The sequence below is a fragment of the Acetobacterium sp. KB-1 genome (assembly GCF_003260995.1).
GTDB classification, from domain to species: domain Bacteria; phylum Bacillota; class Clostridia; order Eubacteriales; family Eubacteriaceae; genus Acetobacterium; species Acetobacterium carbinolicum.
In genome coordinates this window covers 620910-641935 of sequence record NZ_CP030040.1, presented here as the reverse complement: position 1 = coordinate 641935, position 21026 = coordinate 620910, and the positions used below count along the sequence as shown (strand labels likewise).

Annotated in this window: 21 protein-coding genes; all 21 read left to right on the top strand. The window is 38.8% G+C overall.

The features are described 5' to 3' along the window. Positions 1-7 precede the first annotated feature (7 nt). The 21 genes from DOZ58_RS03015 to dut all read left to right on the top strand — a co-directional run bounded on the left by DOZ58_RS03015 (position 8) and on the right by dut (position 20962). Complete coding sequence (locus DOZ58_RS03015; protein WP_111886949.1) at positions 8-871, top strand: universal stress protein; 864 nt, start codon at positions 8-10, stop codon at positions 869-871. Between the two features lie 153 nt (positions 872-1024). Beyond that, entirely contained in the window at positions 1025-1849 is an 825-nt protein-coding gene (locus tag DOZ58_RS03010) for an ABC transporter substrate-binding protein (protein WP_111886948.1), read from the top strand. 133 nt (positions 1850-1982) lie between these two features. Continuing rightward, positions 1983-3080, top strand: coding sequence for a DNA-processing protein DprA (dprA, locus tag DOZ58_RS03005; protein ID WP_111886947.1), 1098 nt, complete (start codon positions 1983-1985; stop codon positions 3078-3080). 113 nt (positions 3081-3193) lie between these two features. Further along, positions 3194-5263, top strand: a complete 2070-nt coding sequence (topA, locus tag DOZ58_RS03000; protein WP_111886946.1) for a type I DNA topoisomerase — start codon at positions 3194-3196, stop codon at positions 5261-5263. A gap of 37 nt (positions 5264-5300) precedes the next feature. After that, the gene (gene hslV, locus DOZ58_RS02995; RefSeq protein WP_111886945.1) at positions 5301-5831 is read left to right on the top strand and encodes an ATP-dependent protease subunit HslV; all 531 of its coding nucleotides are present in this window, start codon (positions 5301-5303) and stop codon (positions 5829-5831) included. Positions 5832-5847: 16 nt separating this feature from the next. After that, positions 5848-7254: an ATP-dependent protease ATPase subunit HslU gene (hslU, locus tag DOZ58_RS02990; protein WP_111886944.1), complete on the top strand. Its 1407-nt coding sequence runs from the start codon at positions 5848-5850 to the stop codon at positions 7252-7254. A 161-nt stretch (positions 7255-7415) separates the two neighbouring features. Continuing rightward, complete coding sequence (gene rpsB, locus DOZ58_RS02985) at positions 7416-8210, top strand: 30S ribosomal protein S2 (RefSeq protein WP_111886943.1); 795 nt, start codon at positions 7416-7418, stop codon at positions 8208-8210. Between the two features lie 27 nt (positions 8211-8237). Then, positions 8238-8882, top strand: coding sequence for a translation elongation factor Ts (gene tsf, locus DOZ58_RS02980; RefSeq protein WP_111886942.1), 645 nt, complete (start codon positions 8238-8240; stop codon positions 8880-8882). Positions 8883-8983: 101 nt separating this feature from the next. Then, entirely contained in the window at positions 8984-9694 is a 711-nt protein-coding gene (pyrH, locus tag DOZ58_RS02975; protein WP_242988587.1) for a UMP kinase, read from the top strand. A 3-nt stretch (positions 9695-9697) separates the two neighbouring features. Continuing rightward, positions 9698-10255 (top strand): ribosome recycling factor, encoded by a 558-nt coding sequence (gene frr / locus DOZ58_RS02970; RefSeq protein WP_111886940.1) that lies wholly within the window; start codon positions 9698-9700, stop codon positions 10253-10255. A 170-nt stretch (positions 10256-10425) separates the two neighbouring features. Then, a complete protein-coding gene (gene rimP / locus DOZ58_RS02965) occupies positions 10426-10917 on the top strand; it encodes a ribosome maturation factor RimP (RefSeq protein ID WP_111886939.1) in 492 nt (163 codons plus the stop codon). A 23-nt stretch (positions 10918-10940) separates the two neighbouring features. Beyond that, the gene (gene nusA, locus DOZ58_RS02960; protein ID WP_111886938.1) at positions 10941-12131 is read left to right on the top strand and encodes a transcription termination factor NusA; all 1191 of its coding nucleotides are present in this window, start codon (positions 10941-10943) and stop codon (positions 12129-12131) included. A gap of 66 nt (positions 12132-12197) precedes the next feature. Beyond that, positions 12198-12470, top strand: a complete 273-nt coding sequence (gene rnpM, locus DOZ58_RS02955; protein ID WP_111886937.1) for an RNase P modulator RnpM — start codon at positions 12198-12200, stop codon at positions 12468-12470. Positions 12471-12494: 24 nt separating this feature from the next. Continuing rightward, positions 12495-14711: a translation initiation factor IF-2 gene (gene infB / locus DOZ58_RS02950; RefSeq protein ID WP_111886936.1), complete on the top strand. Its 2217-nt coding sequence runs from the start codon at positions 12495-12497 to the stop codon at positions 14709-14711. A 36-nt stretch (positions 14712-14747) separates the two neighbouring features. Further along, positions 14748-15131 carry a 30S ribosome-binding factor RbfA gene (rbfA, locus tag DOZ58_RS02945; RefSeq protein ID WP_111886935.1) on the top strand — a complete coding sequence of 128 codons (384 nt, stop codon included), beginning with the start codon at positions 14748-14750 and terminating at the stop codon, positions 15129-15131. Further along, complete coding sequence (locus DOZ58_RS02940; protein WP_111886934.1) at positions 15115-16074, top strand: bifunctional oligoribonuclease/PAP phosphatase NrnA; 960 nt, start codon at positions 15115-15117, stop codon at positions 16072-16074. Before rbfA ends, DOZ58_RS02940 begins: the two co-directional genes overlap by 17 nt. Then, the gene (gene truB / locus DOZ58_RS02935) at positions 16061-16981 is read left to right on the top strand and encodes a tRNA pseudouridine(55) synthase TruB (protein ID WP_111886933.1); all 921 of its coding nucleotides are present in this window, start codon (positions 16061-16063) and stop codon (positions 16979-16981) included. Before DOZ58_RS02940 ends, truB begins: the two co-directional genes overlap by 14 nt. A gap of 8 nt (positions 16982-16989) precedes the next feature. Beyond that, a complete protein-coding gene (locus DOZ58_RS02930; RefSeq protein WP_111886932.1) occupies positions 16990-17898 on the top strand; it encodes a bifunctional riboflavin kinase/FAD synthetase in 909 nt (302 codons plus the stop codon). A 120-nt stretch (positions 17899-18018) separates the two neighbouring features. Beyond that, complete coding sequence (gene rpsO, locus DOZ58_RS02925) at positions 18019-18285, top strand: 30S ribosomal protein S15 (protein ID WP_111886931.1); 267 nt, start codon at positions 18019-18021, stop codon at positions 18283-18285. A 143-nt stretch (positions 18286-18428) separates the two neighbouring features. Next, the gene (locus tag DOZ58_RS02920; RefSeq protein ID WP_111886930.1) at positions 18429-20507 is read left to right on the top strand and encodes a polyribonucleotide nucleotidyltransferase; all 2079 of its coding nucleotides are present in this window, start codon (positions 18429-18431) and stop codon (positions 20505-20507) included. Positions 20508-20509: 2 nt separating this feature from the next. Further along, positions 20510-20962 (top strand): dUTP diphosphatase, encoded by a 453-nt coding sequence (gene dut, locus DOZ58_RS02915; RefSeq protein WP_111886929.1) that lies wholly within the window; start codon positions 20510-20512, stop codon positions 20960-20962. Positions 20963-21026: the final 64 nt, after the last annotated feature.

The following is a 21026-nucleotide window of genomic DNA, read 5'->3' as shown; positions in this document are numbered from 1 at the left end:
GGTTGATATGTTTGATAAAATAATTGTTGTTTCTGAGGTTTCTAATGCATCTTCAGAAATGGTGGAGTTTATTCGAAGTTTGAGGTCTCTTGGTGCAAAGGAATGTTTGCTCTTACAATGTTTTAACCCTCAGGATGTTGACGCCGGTGTTAATTCCTATTTAAGATCGATCTTTGATGAAAATCTAAAGCAACAATCAGCGATTTTAATTGAACAGGGATTTACCGTTAAAACACAGATTATTTCCGGTAATATCAAGCATGAAATCAATCAGATTGCGGAGGAAGATCAATATTCTTTGATCGTTGTTGGTGCCGAGAAGCACTCAATTGTCAGTTCCCTGTTTTTGGGGGGAATTGCGTATAATATTTTATATGGTGCCGTAAAGCCAATTTTGGTCATTCGTGATAATAATGGAAAGCAAACACCGGAGGACAATTTTAACCTGATACGCCATGTTTTGTTTCCCACAGATTTTTCTAAAAATGCCGATGTCGCATTTGAACAAGTCAAGGAGATGGTAAGAAACGGTCTTAAAAAAGTAACGATATTCCATATCCAAGATGAATCGAAAATTAACCCCTATCTTTTGCATCGCTTGGTTGAGTTTAACGAAATTGATCATGATCGTCTTCAAAAGCTTAAGGATGAGCTGTTGACGCTGAATAACGTTAGCGTTGATATACAAATACGTTTCGGATCCCCTACTTCAGAAATCATTAAACTACTCAATGAAGAAAAAATTCCTTTGATCGTTATGGGAACTCAGGGACGGGGGTTTATCAAAGAGATATTTTTAGGCAGTGTCAGTCATAATATCGTCCGTCACGCCTCAGCGTCCGTCCTTTTAATACCAGGAAATCGGGAATGATAAATGCGATAATAAAATAACAAAACGAATAAACAGTTGGGCTCATCCACTAAACAGGAATCCATCTGTTAATTTGTTTGAATAAATAATACTTGAATTTTCATACGTTGCCAAATATAATGAAAGACAAAGTTTATACTACAGGAGGAATAAATGAAAAGAAAAAGTTATGTACTGATTGCAATTGTATTAGGAATTTCACTGTTTTTATCGGGATGTGGAAGTAACTCTGCCAACACTGAAGATCCATTGGCTGATGGGGTTTTGACCGCCGGAACAAACGATATGTATTTACCCCTGGAGTTCCGAGATGAAAATAATGAGCTTGTCGGCTTCGATATTGACCTGGGCCAAGCTTTAGCTGATGAACTTGGGGTCGAAATCGAGTGGATTCCAACTGCATGGGATGGAATTTTCAATGGTCTTAATGCAAACCAGTATGACATTGTTTTATCGGGGACCAGTATTACTGACGAACGACTAGCGGGATTTAATATGACCGACCCTTATCTTACCAATGGGATTGTAATTGTATCACGCAAGGATGCAACCCCAGCTGAAACGCCAAAAGATTTGGCCGGAAAAACGGTTGGTGTTCAAATTGAAACCACTGCCGATTATGCGGCCGAAGCTTTAAAAACCCAGGAAAATGTAGAATATACTGTGAATAAATATGATGCGATGCTTGATGCCTTCGCTGCTCTTGAAGGAAAACAGATTGATAATATTATGACAGATATTAGTGTTGCTCAGTTTTACACCACTTTAAAACCTGAGATCTACGCTATTTCCTCTGATGTTTTGTCAAATGAACCAATCGGTATTACTGTTCGAAAAGCGGATACTGCATTCAACGAACAATTAAACACAGCTTTAGACACCTTAAGACAAAATGGAAAACTAACTGAGATATCAATGAAATGGTTTGGAGAAGATGTTACTAAGAACATTGATACAAATTTAAAAGTGATTGAGTAATCAAAAAAATTAAACTTTAGAACCCGGCGCTGAGATCTGATCTCCAGTGCCGTTTTTTGTTTGTTAAGGGTTTTATTTGTCATCATAATTGTGGTAGTATAAAGAATAACTAATTTGAAGGGAAATGTGAGTCGTGGAAGATTTAATTTATTGGCTATGGTTTATGGGTGTTGAAAAACTGTCTATCAAACAAAAAAATATGCTACTGGAACAATTTACATCTCCTGAAGTAATTTTTTCATTAAGCCCTGAAATTCTTTTAAAGACACGAATCGTGGACCAGAAGACGGTAGATTATTTTTGTCAGATCAGAACGCTCGAAAAAGCCAAGCACGATTTGTCATATATGAAGAAAAACAACATTGTGCTAATTCCACGTTGTCATCCGGGATTTCCGGAATCGCTGTTGAATCTTTATATGCCACCTTTAGGCCTGTATGCCAGGGGCGATCTATCCTTATTGAATGCCCCATTATCGATTGGGATTATCGGCTCCCGGAATCCCACTGTCGCAGGTGAAAAATACGCCAAATTATTCGCTTCGTCGCTTTCATCCCGTGGCGTTACAATCGTCAGCGGTTTAGCCACTGGTATTGATGGTAAGAGTCATTGGAGCAGTGTCAATGAACTGGGGAGCACCATCGGGGTATTAGGCACTGGTATCGATATCTGCTATCCTCGGGTTAACAAAAAACTCTTTGAGCTAATGGCAGAGAAAGCGCTCGTTATTTCAGAGTTTAATTTAGGCGAGAAGCCACTACCTTACCATTTTCCGCAGCGCAATCGGATCATCAGCGGGCTTTCTCAGGGCATACTGGTGATTGAAGCCAGAAAGAAAAGTGGCTCATTGATTACAGTCAACCATGCTTTAGAGCAAGGTAAAAACATCTATGTGATTCCAGGGGAGATCTGTGGAACGAGTTGGGCAGGTGGAAATCAGTTACTCAAAGAGGGGGCAAAACTCGTTACTGAGCCGAATGATATTCTCGAGGATTACATTGTTTTTGATCAAGCCGAGAAAAAAAACAATTTCAATAACCAGTCGTCAGGATTAACAATGGCAACGCCTGAGGAGCAGTTGATTCTAGACCTTATTAAAAAAGGGTATCAGACGATTGATGCGCTGGTAGCTTGTTCAGATTTACCGGTCAACCGCGTGAATAGTGTATTGACGATGATGGAAATAGAAGAAATTATTCTGATAAAATATGGAAATATTGTGTTAATTTAAGGACAATGGGTTATATTCGAATGCATAGGTTTTGTATATAGTAGAATTATTTGCTATAATATGGCTATTTTAGAGAATACACATCACAATATTAAGAAAGAAGGAGGTAGTCAATGAGTAAAACCTTAGTTATCGTTGAGTCACCGGCAAAAGCTAAAACGATTAAAAAATATTTACCAAAAGGATTTGAAGTTGAAGCTACTATGGGACATGTAATCGACCTGCCCAAAAGTCGGATTGGTATTAATATAGAAGAAGATTTTAAACCAGAGTATATTAAAATACGGGGCAAGGCCCAATTGTTAAAAAGTTTAAAAACCGCTGCCAAAAAAGCAGATCTGGTCTATCTTGCTACTGACCCTGATCGTGAAGGGGAGGCTATTTCGTGGCATATGGCTAATTTTCTTGAAATTGATTTAGATACGAAATGTCGGATTGAGTTTCATGAAATTACTAAGAAGGCTGTCAATGCTGCCATTGAAAACAAAAGAACGATTGATATTGATCTAGTTAATTCGCAGCAAGCGCGACGGATCCTTGATCGATTGGTTGGTTATTCACTTAGTCCATTTTTATGGAAAAAGGTCAAGAAGGGATTGAGTGGCGGTCGCGTTCAATCAGTTGTCACCCGGATTATCGTCGATCGGGAAGAGGAAATCGCTGCATTTATTCCGGAGGAATACTGGAATCTGGAGCTGCTCTTAAAAAAACACGATGATGACAAATCATTTGTTTCAAAATTTTACTCCGAAGACGGTAAGAAGAAGACCATCACCAATGCCGAAGATGCTATCCGTTTGGAAAAAGTTGTAGAAGAAAATGAAAGTGTAGTTAGCAACGTCAAAAAGAGAACGCGCTATCAAAAACCACCCCTGCCTTTTACTACCAGTACGCTTCAGCAGGAAGCATACAAGGTGCTTGGTTTTACAACCCAACGGACCATGCGTCTGGCTCAGCAACTATATGAAGGTGTAGACATAAAAGGCAGCGGATTGACAGGTCTGATTACCTATTTACGAACTGATTCAACCCGAATAGCGGATGAAGCGATTTCTGAGACTAAAGAATATGTCAGACAGCATTTTGGTGATGATTATTTAGGTAATGAAAAAAAAGTCAGTAAAAAGAAAAATGTACAAGACGCACATGAAGCCATACGTCCATCATCGGTTATGTTAACGCCAGAACAAGCTCGAAATTCATTAGAATCTGATCAATATCGACTATATAAACTCATATGGGAACGACTGCTCTGTAGTCAAATGGCTGATGCCCAGTATTATGTGACTGATGTCGATGTTGCCTGTAGTAATCTAATTTTTAAAACAAAAGGTGAAACCCAAAAGTTTGATGGATTTACCCGGGTTGGTAAAAATGCTGGCAAGAATGATGATAGCATCTTGCCAGAATTAGTCGCAGGTGATGACCTGATTCGACTTAAGACTTCTAGAGAACAAAAATTTACAAAGCCCCCAGCTCGTTACACTGAGGCATCATTAGTTAAAATATTAGAAGAAAAAGGAATTGGTAGGCCTAGCACCTATTCCCCTACCATCGCTACCATTAAAAATCGTGATTATGTGGAAGTTGAAGATAAGCATTTTAAGCCGACAGAACTCGGCATTACGGTTACCCATTTGATGAAAGAATACTTTAGTGATGTGGTAAATATTTCATTTACGGCAGAAATGGAAGATCGTCTTGATTTAGTTTCGGAGGGGGAAACAGACTGGATTGAACTCCTGAAAAACTTTTATAAAAGTTTTGAAAAGGAACTGACTAACGCCCAGGAAAATGCCGAGTCTGTGACAATCGCTGACCCTGAATCTGATGAAGATTGTGAATTATGTGGACGACGGATGGTTATAAAAAAAGGGAAATATGGGCGATTTCTAGCATGTCCGGGTTTTCCGGAATGTAAAAACACGAAACCTTTTTTCGAAAAAACAGGTGGCATTTGTTCTGTCTGTGGAGGCGATATTGTCAAACGAACCTCCAAAACTGGACGAACTTTTTATTCCTGTAGCAATTATCCGGACTGTGACTATATGAATTGGGATTTACCAATCCCAGACAAATGTCCGGTTTGCGGATCAACACTTTTTCAAAAAGGTTTGGGTAAGCGAAAATCGATCTATTGCGATAAAAAAGACTGTGGGTATAAAGCACCAGTGGGGCAATAGCAGCCGATTTGATTAAATAGGAAAGCGAGAAAATAATATGTTTCATGCAACAACCATTGTTGGAATACGCCATAACGGTCAGGTTGCCATTGCGGGAGATGGTCAGGTAACCATGGGCGAAAAAACAATTATGAAAAATAAAGCAACAAAAATCAGACGAATTTACAATGATAAAATCTTAGTGGGGTTTGCCGGCTCAGTTGCTGATGCATTCACTCTCTGTGAGAAATTTGAGCATAAGGTCGAACAGTATAATGGCAATCTGAAACGGTCGGCAGTAGAATTGGCAAAAGAATGGCGTTCGGACAAAATTCTCAGAAAGCTTGAAGCACTGTTAATTGTTATGGACGAAACAGAAACCCTGGTCTTATCAGGAAATGGGGAAGTCATTGAGCCAGATGATGATGTGGCCGCTATCGGTTCTGGCGGATCTTATGCCCTTGCGGCAGCTCGAGCGCTAAAAAACCATTCAAATCTTTGTGCCGAAGAAATGGTTTATGAATCACTGAAAATCGCCTCAGAAATATGTGTGTTCACAAATAATAATATTTCTGTTGAAGTATTATAGAAACGGAAGAGTGATTATGAAAGAATTAACACCTAAAAAAATTGTTACTGAATTAAACCGCTATATTATTGGCCAGGAATCAGCTAAAAAAGCTGTGGCAGTAGCTATCAGAAACCGTTATCGTCGATCACTTCTGCCGATGGATCTGATTGATGAATTTACGCCCAAGAATATTATCTTAATCGGACCTACCGGGGTGGGGAAAACAGAAATTGCCAGAAGAATGGCAAAACTGGTAAAAGCGCCGTTTATCAAGGTTGAAGCTACAAAATTTACCGAAGTCGGCTATGTCGGTCGCGATGTCGAATCCATGGTTCGCGATCTTGTCACGACATCGATCAGAAATGTTCAACAGGAAAAAATGAAAGAGGTATATGCTGAAGCCCAAAAGAATGCCAATAAAATCATTCTTGATACGCTGGTTCCTTCAAAAAAAATTAAAGAAACCTTAAAAACACCCTTTGACATTTTTATGAAACCTTCGCCATCTACGGCACCCACACAATCCGAATTGGAAGTCGATGGCGAAAAGGAAAAAACAAAAAAAGAAAAACGTGAAGCTTTGTCAAAAGAATTAGAAGCGGGCCAGTTAGAAGACCAGATCATCGAAATTGAAGTAGATGACGATGGATCGAAGACCATTGGTGTTATGCAGGGCATGAACAATGATAGTATGTCTTTTAATATGAATGATATCCTGGGTGATTTTATGCCCCAGAAGAAAAAGAAGAAGAACGTGAAAATTTCCGAGGCCCGAAAAATACTGATCAATCAGGAAGCCCAGAAACTTATCGATATGGATCAGGTTAATGAATTGGGTGTCAAGGATGCCGAACAGAATGGCATCATATTTATTGACGAAATTGACAAAATTATCGGAAATAGTAATAATCATGGACCGGATGTTTCAAGAGAAGGCGTCCAGCGTGATATCCTACCGATTGTTGAGGGAAGCACCGTCAATACAAAATATGGTCCGATTAAAACGGATTTTATTTTATTTATTGGGGCTGGGGCCTTTCATGTTTCAAAGATATCAGACATGATTCCTGAGCTTCAGGGTCGTTTTCCCATTAGTGTCCATCTTGACAGCTTGACAGAAGAAGACTTTATCCAGATTCTAACCCATACTGAAAATTCAGTAATTAAGCAATATCAGGAACTCATACGAACAGAGGATGTCAATCTTATTTTTGAGGAGGACGCAGTTAAACATATTGCCAAGATTGCTTATCTTCAAAATGAAGATGATGAAAATATTGGTGCCCGGCGACTGCATACGGTTATGGAAAAACTATTGGAAGAAATATCTTTCTATGCTTCAGATTATGAACAGGACGATTTTAAAATTGACATGAACTATGTTGAAAGTGTGTTCAATATATCTGACAAACGGGAAAATTACCAAAAATATTTACTTTGAATAAAAAAACTTACTCAAAATAAAACTTGCTCAATTTGAATGATTGTGCTATTATATTTGGGTATGTATTACACACATTCTCTGAGAGACATCAGGTGCCTGTTTTAAGGTCGATGTTCTTGATTGATGAGGATGGAGGAAAAACCAAGGAGGAATAAATTATGGCATGTGTTTCAATGAAGCAATTATTAGAAGCAGGGGTGCATTTTGGACACCAGACACGACGATGGAATCCGAAAATGGCTCCGTATATTTTCACAGAAAGAAATGGTATTTATATCATTGATTTACAACAAACTGTGAAGAGAATCGAAAAAGCTTATAACTTTGTCAAAGAGCTGGCTGAAAACGGAGAAGAAATTCTTTTTGTCGGTACAAAAAAACAAGCTCAGACCAGTATTGAACGAGAAGCAAAGCGCAGTGGAAGCTACTGTGTTAATCATCGGTGGTTAGGTGGAACCTTAACAAACTTTGGTACCATCAGCAAACGAATTGACCGATTAAATGAACTCGAACAAATGGAAGAAGATGGTACTTATGCACTTCTACCTAAAAAAGAAGTTATTAAACTAAAACGTCAACGTGAAAAATTACAAAAATTCCTGGGTGGCATCAAAGATATGAAGGGTGTTCCAGGAGCTATTTTTGTTATTGATACTAAAAAAGAAAGAATTGCTATCGCAGAAGCTAAAAAACTAGGTATTCCAATTATTGGAATTGTCGATACAAACTGTGATCCTGATGAAATTGACTACATCATTCCTGGTAATGATGATGCGATCCGCGCAGTTGCTTTAATCCTTTCTGTTATTTCAGATGCAATTATTGAAGGACGTCAGGGCGAGCAAGTCGAAGAAGAAATTGTTGTAGCGCCAGTAGCAGCTCCAGTTGTCGAAGAAGTTGTCGTCGAAGTTGAAGTTGTTGAAGAAGTTGCTGTAGTTACCGAAGTAGAATAATTTATAATTACGATCAGGAGGAAAAAAGTGGACGCAAAATTAGTAAAAGAATTAAGAGCTAAAAGCGGTGCCGGTATGATGGACTGCAAAAAAGCCTTAGTTGAAACAGATGGAAATATCGAAGACGCGATGATCTTTTTAAGAGAAAAAGGACTGGCAGCAACCAACAAAAAAGCGGGTCGTGTTGCCGCGGAAGGTATCGTTGAGTCATATATTCACATGGGTGGAAAAATCGGCGTTCTTGTGGAAGTGAACTGCGAAACTGATTTCGTTGCAAAAAATGAAGGATTTAAAACCTTTGTTAAAGACGTAGCGATGCACATTGCAGCTGCCAACCCACTATATGTGACCAAAGAAGAAGTGCCTAGCGATGAAATTGAAAAAGAAAAAGAAATTCTTCGCGCTCAAGCTTTAAATGAAGGTAAACCAGAAAAGATCGTTGATAAAATGGTAGAAGGTCGTGTCAGTAAGTATTATAAAGAAATCTGTCTTTTGGAACAACCTTTTGTTAAAAATCCGGACCTGACGATTGAAGATCTGGTTAAGGAACAAATCATGACTATCGGCGAAAATGTTAAAATCAGACGATTTGCCCGATTCCAGATGGGTGAAGGTTTAGAGAAAAAAGAAGAAAATTTTGCCGAAGAAGTAGCGAAGCAATTAAACGCATAAACGCTTAAAAAGAACACATTCGTGTTCTTTTTTTACCGTTGATAAGATTGTAAATTGTAGACAGTTACGATATAATATAGAAAATGAAGGGGGGAGTCTTTTTGGAACCGAAATACAAACGTGTCATCATAAAATTAAGCGGTGAAGCATTAGCAGGCAACGCTGGTCATGGTATCGATACTCCAACGGTACAATCAATATGCTGCCAGATCAAAGAAGTTTTTGAGTTGGGAGTTGAAATTGCCATTGTTGTGGGCGGCGGTAATTTTTGGCGGGGACGAAGTGGTGAAGGTATGGATAAATCCACCGCAGACTACATGGGAATGCTTGCCACCTGCATTAATGCGCTTGGTTTACAAGATGTTCTGGAAGAAATGGAAGTACCTGTGCGTGTTCAGACAGCTATCGAAATGAAGCAAATTGCAGAGCCTTATATCCGCAGAAAAGCAGTTCGTCATCTCGAAAAAAGAAGAGTTGTCATTTTTGCCTGTGGCACCGGAAATCCCTTTTTCACAACCGACACAACCGCAGCACTGAGAGCGGCTGAAATTGATGCTGAAATAATTCTTCTTGCGAAAAGCATAGATGCAGTATACGATTCTGACCCGCTGGTTAACCCTGATGCAATACGCTATTCTGAATTATCATACATTGATGTGCTTAATCAAGGTCTGAAGGTTATGGATTCGACAGCAACTTCCTTATGTATGGATAATCACATTCCTATTCTAGTGTTTGGTTTAAATGAACCGAAAAATATTTTACGTGCGATCATGGGCGAAAAAATCGGAACAATTATTCAGGAGGTGTAGAAGATGGTAAATGAGATTAAAGCAACAGCAAATGAAAAAATGGATAAGGCACTAAAAAACCTTAATGAGAGTCTTGGCAGCTTACGGGCAGGACGGGCAAATCCGCGGATTCTTGATAAGGTAATGGTAGATTATTATGGTTCGCCCACGGGTTTAAATCAATTAGCAAATATAAGTACCCCTGAAGCGAGAATGATCGTTGTTCAACCTTATGATGCTACGGCTATCCCAGCTATTGAAAAAGGTATTTTAAAGTCAGATTTAGGTTTTAATCCTTCAAATGATGGAAAGATCATTCGATTGCTAATTCCCCAATTAACTGAAGAACGGCGAAAAGAACTTGTTAAGCTGGTAAAAAAATACGGTGAAGAGTGTAAGGTTGCGATGCGAAATATCCGCAGACACGCCATTCAAGAATTGAAAGACGGTCAAAAAGAAGGACTGATCACCGAAGATGATTTAAAACAAGGTGAAAAAGAAATTCAGAAGGTAACGGACGACGAGATTAAAAACATTGAAACCATTCTAAAAGAAAAAGAAGCAGAAATTTTAGAAGTTTAAGTGTTTTTCGGGATATGATTTATTTAATTGTTTATTCAATTATATAGTATTTCATTAAGAGTGGGGAGACCCACTCTTAACTATTTTTCGAGTAGGCATCAATAATGATTAAAAATATAAAAAATCGTCCCTAAATGATTTAGAATAAAAATAAATGAAAAGGAATAAGTATGAAAAAAGTATCGAAAGAGTTCTTCTTGGAAGAATTAACTGCACCAGCGGTAGAATCGCTTGGTTATGAATTAACAGATCTGACTTTTGATAAAAAGGGAAAAGACTGGTGTCTAACCCTTTTTATTGATTCCGAAAATGGAATTTCATTAGACGATTGTGAAATAGTCAGCCGACAAATCAGTGAATTGCTCGACGAAAAGGATCCCATTGAACAAAGTTATTTTTTGGAAGTATCTTCACCAGGTATGGATCGACCTTTAAAAAAAGAAAAACATTTTCTGGCAAATCTTAATAAGAAAATTGCCATCCACCTTTTCGCCCCACTAGATGGAAAAAAAGACATCGAGGGGATCTTAAAATCATATAATAATGAGCAATTAACCCTTGAATTGGAAACAGGTGAAATGCTGACACTGGACAATAGTAAAATCGCGAAAGCAAATCGGTTGGATGAGTTGAATTTCAAACCTCTTCCATCAGCTGAATAATACGGAAGGCGGAGAAAATCAATATGAATCAGGAGTTTATACGTGCTCTGGATGTAATTCAAGAAGAAAAATCGATTGATAAAGAAGAACTAATTCAAGCAATTGAAGCTGCCATTACCACAGCATACAAAAAAAATTATGGTAACTCCCATAACGTTGAGATTAATATTGACCGGGAAAATGGTGATATTCAGGTATTTGCATTAAAAGAAATTGTTGAAGTTCCCGAAAATGATCACAGTCAGATTTCTTTGGAAAAAGCCCGTGAAGTTGACAGCAACTATGCTGTTGGTGATTTTTTCAGAAAAGAAGTCAGACCCAGAGATTTTGGACGAATTGCCGCTCAAAATGCTAAACAACTTATCATTCAACGAATTAAAGAAGCTGAGCGCAATATCATCTATGATGATTATCTCAAGCGACAAGATGAAGTACTAACTGGCATTATCAAACGGATTGAAAAGAGTATCGTTTATGTTGAGGTTGGAAAACTTGAGGCGGTGATGCTGCCTTCAGAGCAGACAACCGGAGAGAAATATACACTGAATCAGCGACTAAAAGTTTACCTGCTGATGGTCAAGAAAACAACCAAGGGTCCACAGGTAAATGTATCCCGGACCCATCCGGGCTTGGTGAAACGCTTGTTTGAATCTGAAGTTCCTGAAATATTCGACGGCATTGTCGATATTGTATCCATTTCCAGAGAAGCAGGTTCCAGAACAAAGGTAGCGGTCAAAGCTAATGACCCAAGCATTGATCCGGTTGGTTCCTGTGTGGGGCAAAAAGGGGTTCGGGTGCAGAATATTATCAATGAGCTCCAGGGCGAGAAAATCGATGTGATTAAATGGAGTGATAATATCGAAGAGTATTTATCCAATGCCTTGAGTCCCGCTAAAGTGGTCGAAATTATAGCAAATAAAGAAGATAAAACAGCAATTGCTATTGTCGATGATTACCAGTTATCGCTGGCTATTGGAAAAGAAGGACAGAATGTCCGACTGGCAGCTAAACTAACCGGCTGGAAAATTGATATCAAGAGTAAAATCGATTATGTGAATCAACATAAAGTTCCTCAAGAAGAAAACCGAGAATTAGATGATATATTACTAGAACTAAAAGAAGAGTTGGAATCTGCTGAAGAATTGGAAGTTTTAGATGGATCAATTGTAGATCAAGAGCCCATACTTGAAGATACTTCAGATCTTGAAAACTAAAGGTTTAATCAATAATATAGCTTTTTTATGCTATAATACTTAGATGAACAATGTCGGGGAGGTACAATGAAAAAAATTCCACAGAGAACCTGTGTTATCTGCCATTTGAAATTTGATAAACGCGACTTATTTAGGATCGTATCAGATAAATCTGGAGAAATTTTTTTTGATCCCACTGGTAAAGCAAATGGACGTGGTGCCTATGTGTGCAAGTCCGAAGCATGTGTGGATCAATTCCTGAACAAAAATTACCTGGAACGGGCATTTAAAAGAAAAGTAGAAAGTGATGTTGTCGAGACTGTTCGGCAGCAACTGTCAGAGAAAAAACAAATGAAATAATTAAATATTGAAGGGAGGAATAATATGTCAAAATTAAGAGTATACGATTTAGCAAAAAAATATAATATTCCCAGTAAAGATTTCGTAGCTATTTTAAATAAGCACAATATTCCTGTAAAAAACCATATGAGCGCCCTGACTGATCAACAAATTACTGAATTTGAAAAGAAATTCGATAAAGATAAGTATCTAGCAGAGCGAGAACCAGAGAAGAAAAAAGAATCGGTCAAGACTGCTGAGACTGCAAAAACGAGTCAGGTTACCCCAAAAACAAGTACGGATATAAAAAAACAGCCTAAATCAACAAAACCACCACAAAAAAACCAACAAAAAACAGGGGGCAATGTGCCGAAAAGAACAGACGATAAAAAAAGACCCGTTTCAAGCAATCAGAGTCAGCAACCAAAGGTCAGAGACCATAGTAAAAAAGAAAAGACTGCTAGAAGTGTTTACAAACGAATTAAAGATGAAAAAAAGAAATCCGTTCAGTTAAATCAGACATTTGAAATACCTGAGATTTTAACCGTTGGTGAGCTAGCCGATATTCTTGAAATAAGTGCTACCGAAGTCATTAAAACTTTAATGCTCGCAGGTACCATGGTCAGCATTAATCAGGAAATTGATTTTGAAACAGCTGCGATCGTTGCAGCAGAGTTAGGTTTTGAAGTTGAGGCGATTAAAATTGAAGATGTCGTTTCTAAAATTCTGGAAGAATACGATGAAGAAGAAAGTGATAATCTGATTCCTCGACCACCGGTTGTAACCGTCATGGGACATGTTGATCACGGTAAAACATCACTTCTTGATCGAATCCGCAAAGCAAATGTTATCGCCGGCGAAGCTGGTGGTATCACTCAACACATCGGTGCTTACACGGTTAATATTAAAAACCATGCCATTACTGTGATCGATACGCCGGGACATGAGGCATTTACGGCAATGCGGTCTCGAGGGGCGCAAATCACAGATATCGCGGTCCTGGTCGTAGCAGCCGACGATGGCGTTATGCCTCAAACGGTTGAAGCGATCAACCATGCCAAGGCTGCTGGAGTTCCCATCCTGGTTGCCATCAATAAAATTGACAAACCTGGAGCTGATCCAGAGCGGGTTAAACAGGAATTGACCAAATACCACCTTGTTGTTGAAGAATGGGGCGGCGAAACCATAGCCGTTAACGTTTCTGCAAAAACCGGCGAAGGTATAGAATCCTTGTTAGAAATGATTATCATGATGTCTGAAATGGAAGAATTGACTGCAGATCCTGGTCGTGAAGCGAGAGGAAGTGTCATTGAATCCCAGATAAAGCGTGGAAAAGGTTCGGTTGCAACCTTACTTGTTCAACAGGGAACCTTACATGTTGGTGATTCTATTATCTCAGGAACTACTCACGGTAAGATCCGAACAATGATTGATGATAAGGGTAAGCGACTAAAGAAAGCCGGTCCATCCACACCAGTAGAAATATCGGGCCTTTCTGATATTCCAGCGGCGGGGGACGATTTTATCGTGCTTGAGAATGAAAAAGAAGCCCGTCAATTGGCTGAAAAGCGGAAAGAAATGCAAAAAGGCGAACGCCAGCGACGTTCTAATATTTCTCTTGACGATTTGTTTAGTCAGATTCAGGACGGCAATATTCAGGATGTTAATGTTATTATTAAAGCCGACGTTCAGGGTTCCATTGAAGCCATTAAACAATCACTGGAAAAACTGGATAATGAAGCGGTTCGGATTAATATTATCCATGGTGCTGTCGGCGCTATCAACGAAACGGATGTAATGTTAGCGGCCACCTCAAACGCGATTGTCATTGGCTTTAATGTCAGACCAGATAAAAATGCTGTGAAACTGGCTGAAACAGAAGAAGTGGACATTCGCCTCTATCGAGTTATTTATGATGCCGTTGAGGATATTAAAAAGGCTATGGAAGGCATGCTGGCTCCTGAATTCCGAGAAAAGGTCATGGGGAATGCTGAAATACGAGAAGTATTTAAAATCCCAAGCATTGGGACTATTGCCGGCTGTTACATTACCGAAGGAAAAATTAACCGAAATGATGAAATCCGCATTATCCGCGATGGAATTGTTGTCCTGGAGGGAAAAATCGCCTCATTAAAACGATTTAAAGATGATGTTAAGGAAGTTAGCACCGGATATGAATGTGGAATTGGTATCGAAAAATACAACGATTTAAAAGTTGGCGATAACATTGAAGCATTTACGATGGAAAAAATTGAAAGATAAGTGAACGCCTATCTTTCCGTGAAGGAGATAAACATAATGGCATCTCATCGAAATGAAAAAATTAATGGTTTAATTCAAAGAGAATTGAGTTTGATCATTATACACAAATTGAAAGACACTCGTATCAAAGACAGTAATGTGAGCATCACCAGGGTTAAAGCTGCCTCAGACTTAAAGACCGCAACCGTTTATGTCAGTATATTTGGAGATGAAGCTCAGAAAAAGATCGTTCTCGAATTACTAAATAATGCCAGGAGTTTTCTCAGATCGAGCTTGGGACAGGTAATTACGGTTCATTCCGTACCTTCCCTGAGCTTTGAAATTGACAACTCCATTGAATATGGTATGCATATTGAATCGATTTTAAAAAGTTTGAAGGACAATAAAGAAGCGAAGGACTCGAATGAAGAAGATTCCTGATGAAATATTAAATTGCTTACGGGACAATCAATCCTTTTTAATTCTGCTGCACCAAAAACCGGATGGCGATGCAATTGGCTCAGCAGTCGCGATGGGAAAGGGCTTGAAGCAACTAAATAAAACCGTTGATTATTATATTGAGCTTCCTCTTGAAGACAAACTCGTTTTCTTTGACGAAGTTCAGTGTTTTAACCGGTCCTTACAAGATCGTTATGATGTCATAATAATTTTAGACTGTTCCAGCCCTAGTTTTGCCTTTTTGCCTGCTGAAATGCCGGTTACTAAAACAAAACTGGTTATTGATCATCATACGAGTAATGCCCATTATGGTGATCTTAACTTTGTTGAAATTACCGGAGCGACCGCAGAAATTGTTTTTCGAATTTTAAAGGGCTTACATGTGGTATTTGATGAAGAAATGGCTGATGCAGTTTTTACTGGCATTACAACAGATACCGGAAGCTTTCAATTTTCCAATGTAACTGTAGATACCCATTTAATTGCCAGTGAATTATATGGCATCAAAAATAATTATGCCCATCTTTCTAAAAGACTTCATACACAGAAAAATATTGATCAGATGAAAATGACCGGGGCTGCCATTCATTCATTAGAAATCTTGGATAGTATGCCCATTGCTATGATGATCTTAAATCATGATACAATTTCGAAGTTTGGCGGTACAATAAATATTACTGACGATGTTGCTAATTTGGGGCAGAATACGATTGGGGTTTCAATAACAGCACTTTTAAAAGAAATTGATCTGGGCGAGTATCGGGTTTCTTTGCGTGCTAAATACCCCTATGATATTCATGAAGTGGCTTTAAAATACGGTGGCGGAGGGCATGAACGAGCAGCAGGCTTTAATTTTAGTGGTGACATTAATGAACTCAAGCATGATCTGATGGCAGTTTATGAGAGTCAAAATGGAGAAAATTAAAAGTTATAGTGGCTATCTTAATGTCTACAAAGAAAAAGGGATGACTTCTCATGATGTAGTCTTTAAAGCGCGCAAGATTTTAAAAACTAAAAAAATCGGTCATACCGGAACCCTGGATCCTGATGCCCAGGGTGTTCTTGTTTTATGTGTCGGCCAAGCCACCAAAATGGTTGAATATATCACCGATTATGAAAAGGTTTATGAAGCGGAAGTTATCTTGGGAATAGAAACTGATACCTGTGATCTATCAGGGACGGTTATCAGTGAAAACCATCGACGGATCAATCGCGATGATTTTGAGCGTATTTTGAACAAATTCATCGGTGATATACGCCAGAAACCGCCTATCTATTCAGCTATTCGGGTGAATGGAAAAAAACTGTATCACTATGCCAGAAATGGCGAATCGGTGGAAATACCGGAACGGGACATTCATATTGCGAAGATCAGTTTACTCAAATTCAGTGCTGATACCCAAAAAGCCAGAATTATGGTAACCTGTTCCAAGGGTACCTATATTCGTTCCCTGTGCCGTGATATTGGGAGCGCTCTGGGGACCTTGGGATGTATGGGAAATCTGATTCGTCATCGAGTTGGTCGTTTCAGCATTAATGATGCGGTAACCTTGGCTGAAATAGAAGAAATAAACAATCGAAATCAGAATGAACTTTTTTTCTATCCGCTGGAGTATTCTCTTGAACGTTATCAATTGGTACGGGCAACGGAGCAAGGTCGTAAGTTCCTACTCAATGGAAATAAGCTTTTTCAATGGAATGTTCATGAAGCTCTCGATGATTTTTACCCTGGGGAAACCCTGCGCTTATATGATGGTGACCAACTTATCGGTATGGGCAGATATCATGTAAATGAAGAAGGAAACTATATTAAACCGACAAAACTACTGTGAGGTAAATAATGACGATAGAAACTTATCATGGAGAAGAAATTGTTTTAGCACTGGGCTTTTTTGACGGCGTTCATCTAGGGCACCGGGCATTGCTTGAAGAAACTAAAAAAATAGGTCAGCGATTCGGCTTTAAAACTGGGGTTATGACCTTTAAAGAACATCCCCTCGAATTAATTTTTCCTAATTACACGCCCTGGCTGATTACATCTAACGAAGAAAAAGAATCCATGATTCGGAATTATGGTGTTGATTTTGTTTTTATGAATCCTTTCACCGAAACGCTGATGAAGTTAACCCCAGAGAAATTTATTACTGACTATTTGCTAAAAAAGTATAATGTCAAAGTTATTGTTGTCGGTTTCAATTATAATTTTGGTTATAAGGGTGCAGGGACAACACGGACATTAAATGAGTTAGGAAAAAAATATGGATTTGAAGTTGAAATTCTTCCTCCCTTTGTCATCAATACCCATTCAGTAAGTTCAACCTTCATTCGTGAACTGATCAGCTGTGGTCAGGTGGATGAGGTTAAAACCTTTCTGGGCCGAAATTATGCATTAAGCGGAACCGTTGTAAAAGGGAAGGGGCTTGGCCACCAATTTGGCATTCCAACTGCAAATATAAAACTCAGTAAGAAATTAATTTTACCGAGCACTGGGGTTTACTATACTCAGGTATATTATAAAGGAAAATGTTTAAACGGGTTAACTAACTTGGGGTTTAATCCGACCTTTGAAAAGCATCCATTTACGATTGAAACTTATATTTATGATTTTGATGAGGACATCTATAATCAGGTGATAACCATTGAATTCAAGGAAAAAATTAGAGATGAAATAAAATTTGAATCGATTGATGATTTAATCACGCAGATTAAAATGGATATTGACACGATCAGAAAAAGATTCATTGAATAATATATTTACAACGATAAATACTTATGATATACTCATTAAGTTATTACCGTTCACTTAGTTTTTTGAAGCTCCTACAAAATACTCGGTTTACGGCTAAATTAAAAAACAAGGAGATTTTAAATGATTAGTAAAGAATTAAAAGCACAGGTCGTCGAAGACTACAAGACACATGAAGGTGACACTGGTTCCCCAGAGGTTCAAGTTGCACTATTAACTGAACGAATCAATGATCTTAATGGACATCTTCAAATTCATAAAAAAGATCATCACTCACGACGCGGTCTACTGAAACTGGTAGGACAGCGACGACGATTATTAACTTATCTTAAAAACAAAGATATCAATCGATATCGAGAACTAATCCAAAGATTAGGCTTAAGAAAATAATTTAGGGCGGAGTATTCCGCCCTTTTTTTTTACCTGAAGGTTATCAATCCAAATGCGGATCCCGATACCCTTATGATTGCACCTTACACCAGAGGGTGTAAAAGCACCACTTCTGGGGAATTATAAGAGAAAGCGAGAAAAAAATGAATATTTTTGAAACTGAAATTGCCGGACGACCACTCCGCGTGGAAATTGGCGAGGTTGCACTGCTTGCAAAAGGTGCAGCTATGATTAGATATGGAAAAACAGAAGTTTTAGCTGTTGTTTCAGCGGCTAAAAAACCCCGAGAAGGGATGGATTTTTTCCCATTAAGTTGCGACTATGAAGAAAAACAATATTCTGTCGGGAAATTTCCTGGCGGCTTTATAAAGCGTGAAGGTCGCCCAACAGAAAGAGCTATTTTAAATTGTCGACTGATGGATCGCCCGATCCGTCCACTCTTTCCTAAAGGCTTTAGAAATGAAGTTCAGGTCATTGCGACAGTTATGTCTGTCGATCAGGATAATGCTCCAGAAATAGCGGCCATGATTGGAGCTTCCATCGTTTTATCGATTTCTGATTTGCCCTTTAATGGACCAATTGGCTCGGTTGCTATCGGTCTTGTTGACGAAAAATTTATTGTCAATCCAAATGAAGAACAACGGGCTATTAGTGATCTTAACCTGATTGTATCAGGAACCAAAGATGCAATTATGATGGTTGAGTCATCATCTAATGAGATTTCTGAAACAGCAATGCTTGAAGCCATTTTATTGGCTCATGAAGAAATAAAGAAAATTGTTGCTTTTCAGGAAGAAATTATTGCGGCTGTTGGTAAGACAAAGGCTGATTATCCAATTTTTGCACCATCTGAAGAAATCAAAGCTGAAATTGTGGCTTTTCTTGGTGATCAATTAAGTGATGCTGTTAAAACACCTGACAAAATGGAACGACTTGACAATATTGAAAAAATAAAAGAGCTTGTAAAAGATCATTTCTTAGAAATTTATCCTAATCAGAAGATCGAAATTGATGATGTGATTAGTTCACTCGTTAAAAAAGAAATTCGTCGCATGATTCTTGAAGACCGTATTCGTCCAGATAATCGAAAAATGGATGAAATTCGCCAGATCACAGCTAAGATAGACTTTTTGGAAAGACCCCATGGTTCTGGATTATTTACCCGAGGTGAAACTCAGGTACTTTCGGTTGTAACTCTGGGTGTTCTTGGTGATGTGCAAAAACTGGATGGCCTGTCAAATGAAGAGTCTAAGCGTTATATCCACCATTATAACTTCCCATCATACAGTGTTGGGGAAGCCCGACCATCACGTGGCCCAGGCCGTCGTGAAATTGGGCATGGTGCATTGGCTGAACGGGCGTTAATTCCGGTCCTGCCATCTGAAGATGAATTTCCATATGCTATTCGGGTGGTTTCTGAAGTACTAAGTTCAAATGGTTCAACCTCCCAGGCTAGTGTTTGCGGCAGTTCGCTTTCATTAATGGCTGCTGGTGTTCCGCTTAAAGCACCCGTTGCTGGTATTGCGATGGGTTTGGTTAAAGAAGATGATAAATTAGCCATTCTTTCTGATATTCAGGGAATGGAAGACTTCCTTGGCGATATGGATTTTAAAGTGGCCGGAACAGCCGATGGTATTACAGCCATCCAAATGGATATTAAAATAGATGGCATCAACAAACAAATTTTGACTGAAGCCCTGGAACAAGCTAGAATTGGTCGACTCCATATCCTTGGCATCATGAATGAAGAAATCGCCGAATCACGCAAAGATTTATCACCCTATGCTCCACGGATTATTATTTTCCAAATTAAACCGGATAAAATCCGCGATGTTATCGGTTCTGGCGGCAAGGTCATTAACAAGATTATTGATGACACCGGAGTAAAAATTGATATCGAAGATGATGGCCGAATCTTCATTGCTTCAGTAGATACCGAATCTGGTAATCGAGCCAAAGAAATTATTGAAAACATCGTCAGAGAAGTTGAAGTTGGTGAAGTTTTAACCGGAAAAGTTGTCCGGATCATGAATTTTGGTGCTTTTGTATCTCTACCAGGTGGTAAAGACGGTTTAGTTCATATTTCTAAATTAGCCAATGAACGGGTCAACGCTGTTGAAGATGTTGTGAAAATTGGCGACGAAGTGACGGTTAAGGTTATGGAAATCGACGGACAGGGCCGTATTAACCTTTCACGAAAAGCAATGCTGCCAAAGGAATAAAGATGATCAAGAATTATTCGATTAAAATACTGAATCAATCTCAATATCCGTTACCAGAATATCAAACGGTTGGTTCTTCTGGAGTCGATTTGAGGGCAAATCTTAATTCGAAAATGATTATCATGCCCCATAAGGTTTATCAAATACCAACCGGTATTTTTTTAGAAATGCCCATTGGTGTTGAAGCACAGATTCGTGCTAGAAGCGGTTTGTCGCTTAAACATGGTTTATCTCTGGTCAACGGCGTCGGTACCATTGATGCTGATTATCGTGGCGAAATTAAGATAATTCTGATAAACTTACTTGATAAACCTTATCAGTTGGAACCAGGAGAGCGAATTGCCCAAATGGTTTTCGCTGAGTATGTCAAGGCAGATTTTGTTGAGGTTTTCAGTGCGGAAGAATTGGCCGCCAGTGAGCGTGGTCATGGTGGTTTTGGACATTCCGGAAAATAGACGCTGCGGATCTCATTAAAATAAGCTAAAGTCGTGAAACTTCATTGATTGCTGCACCGCTTTC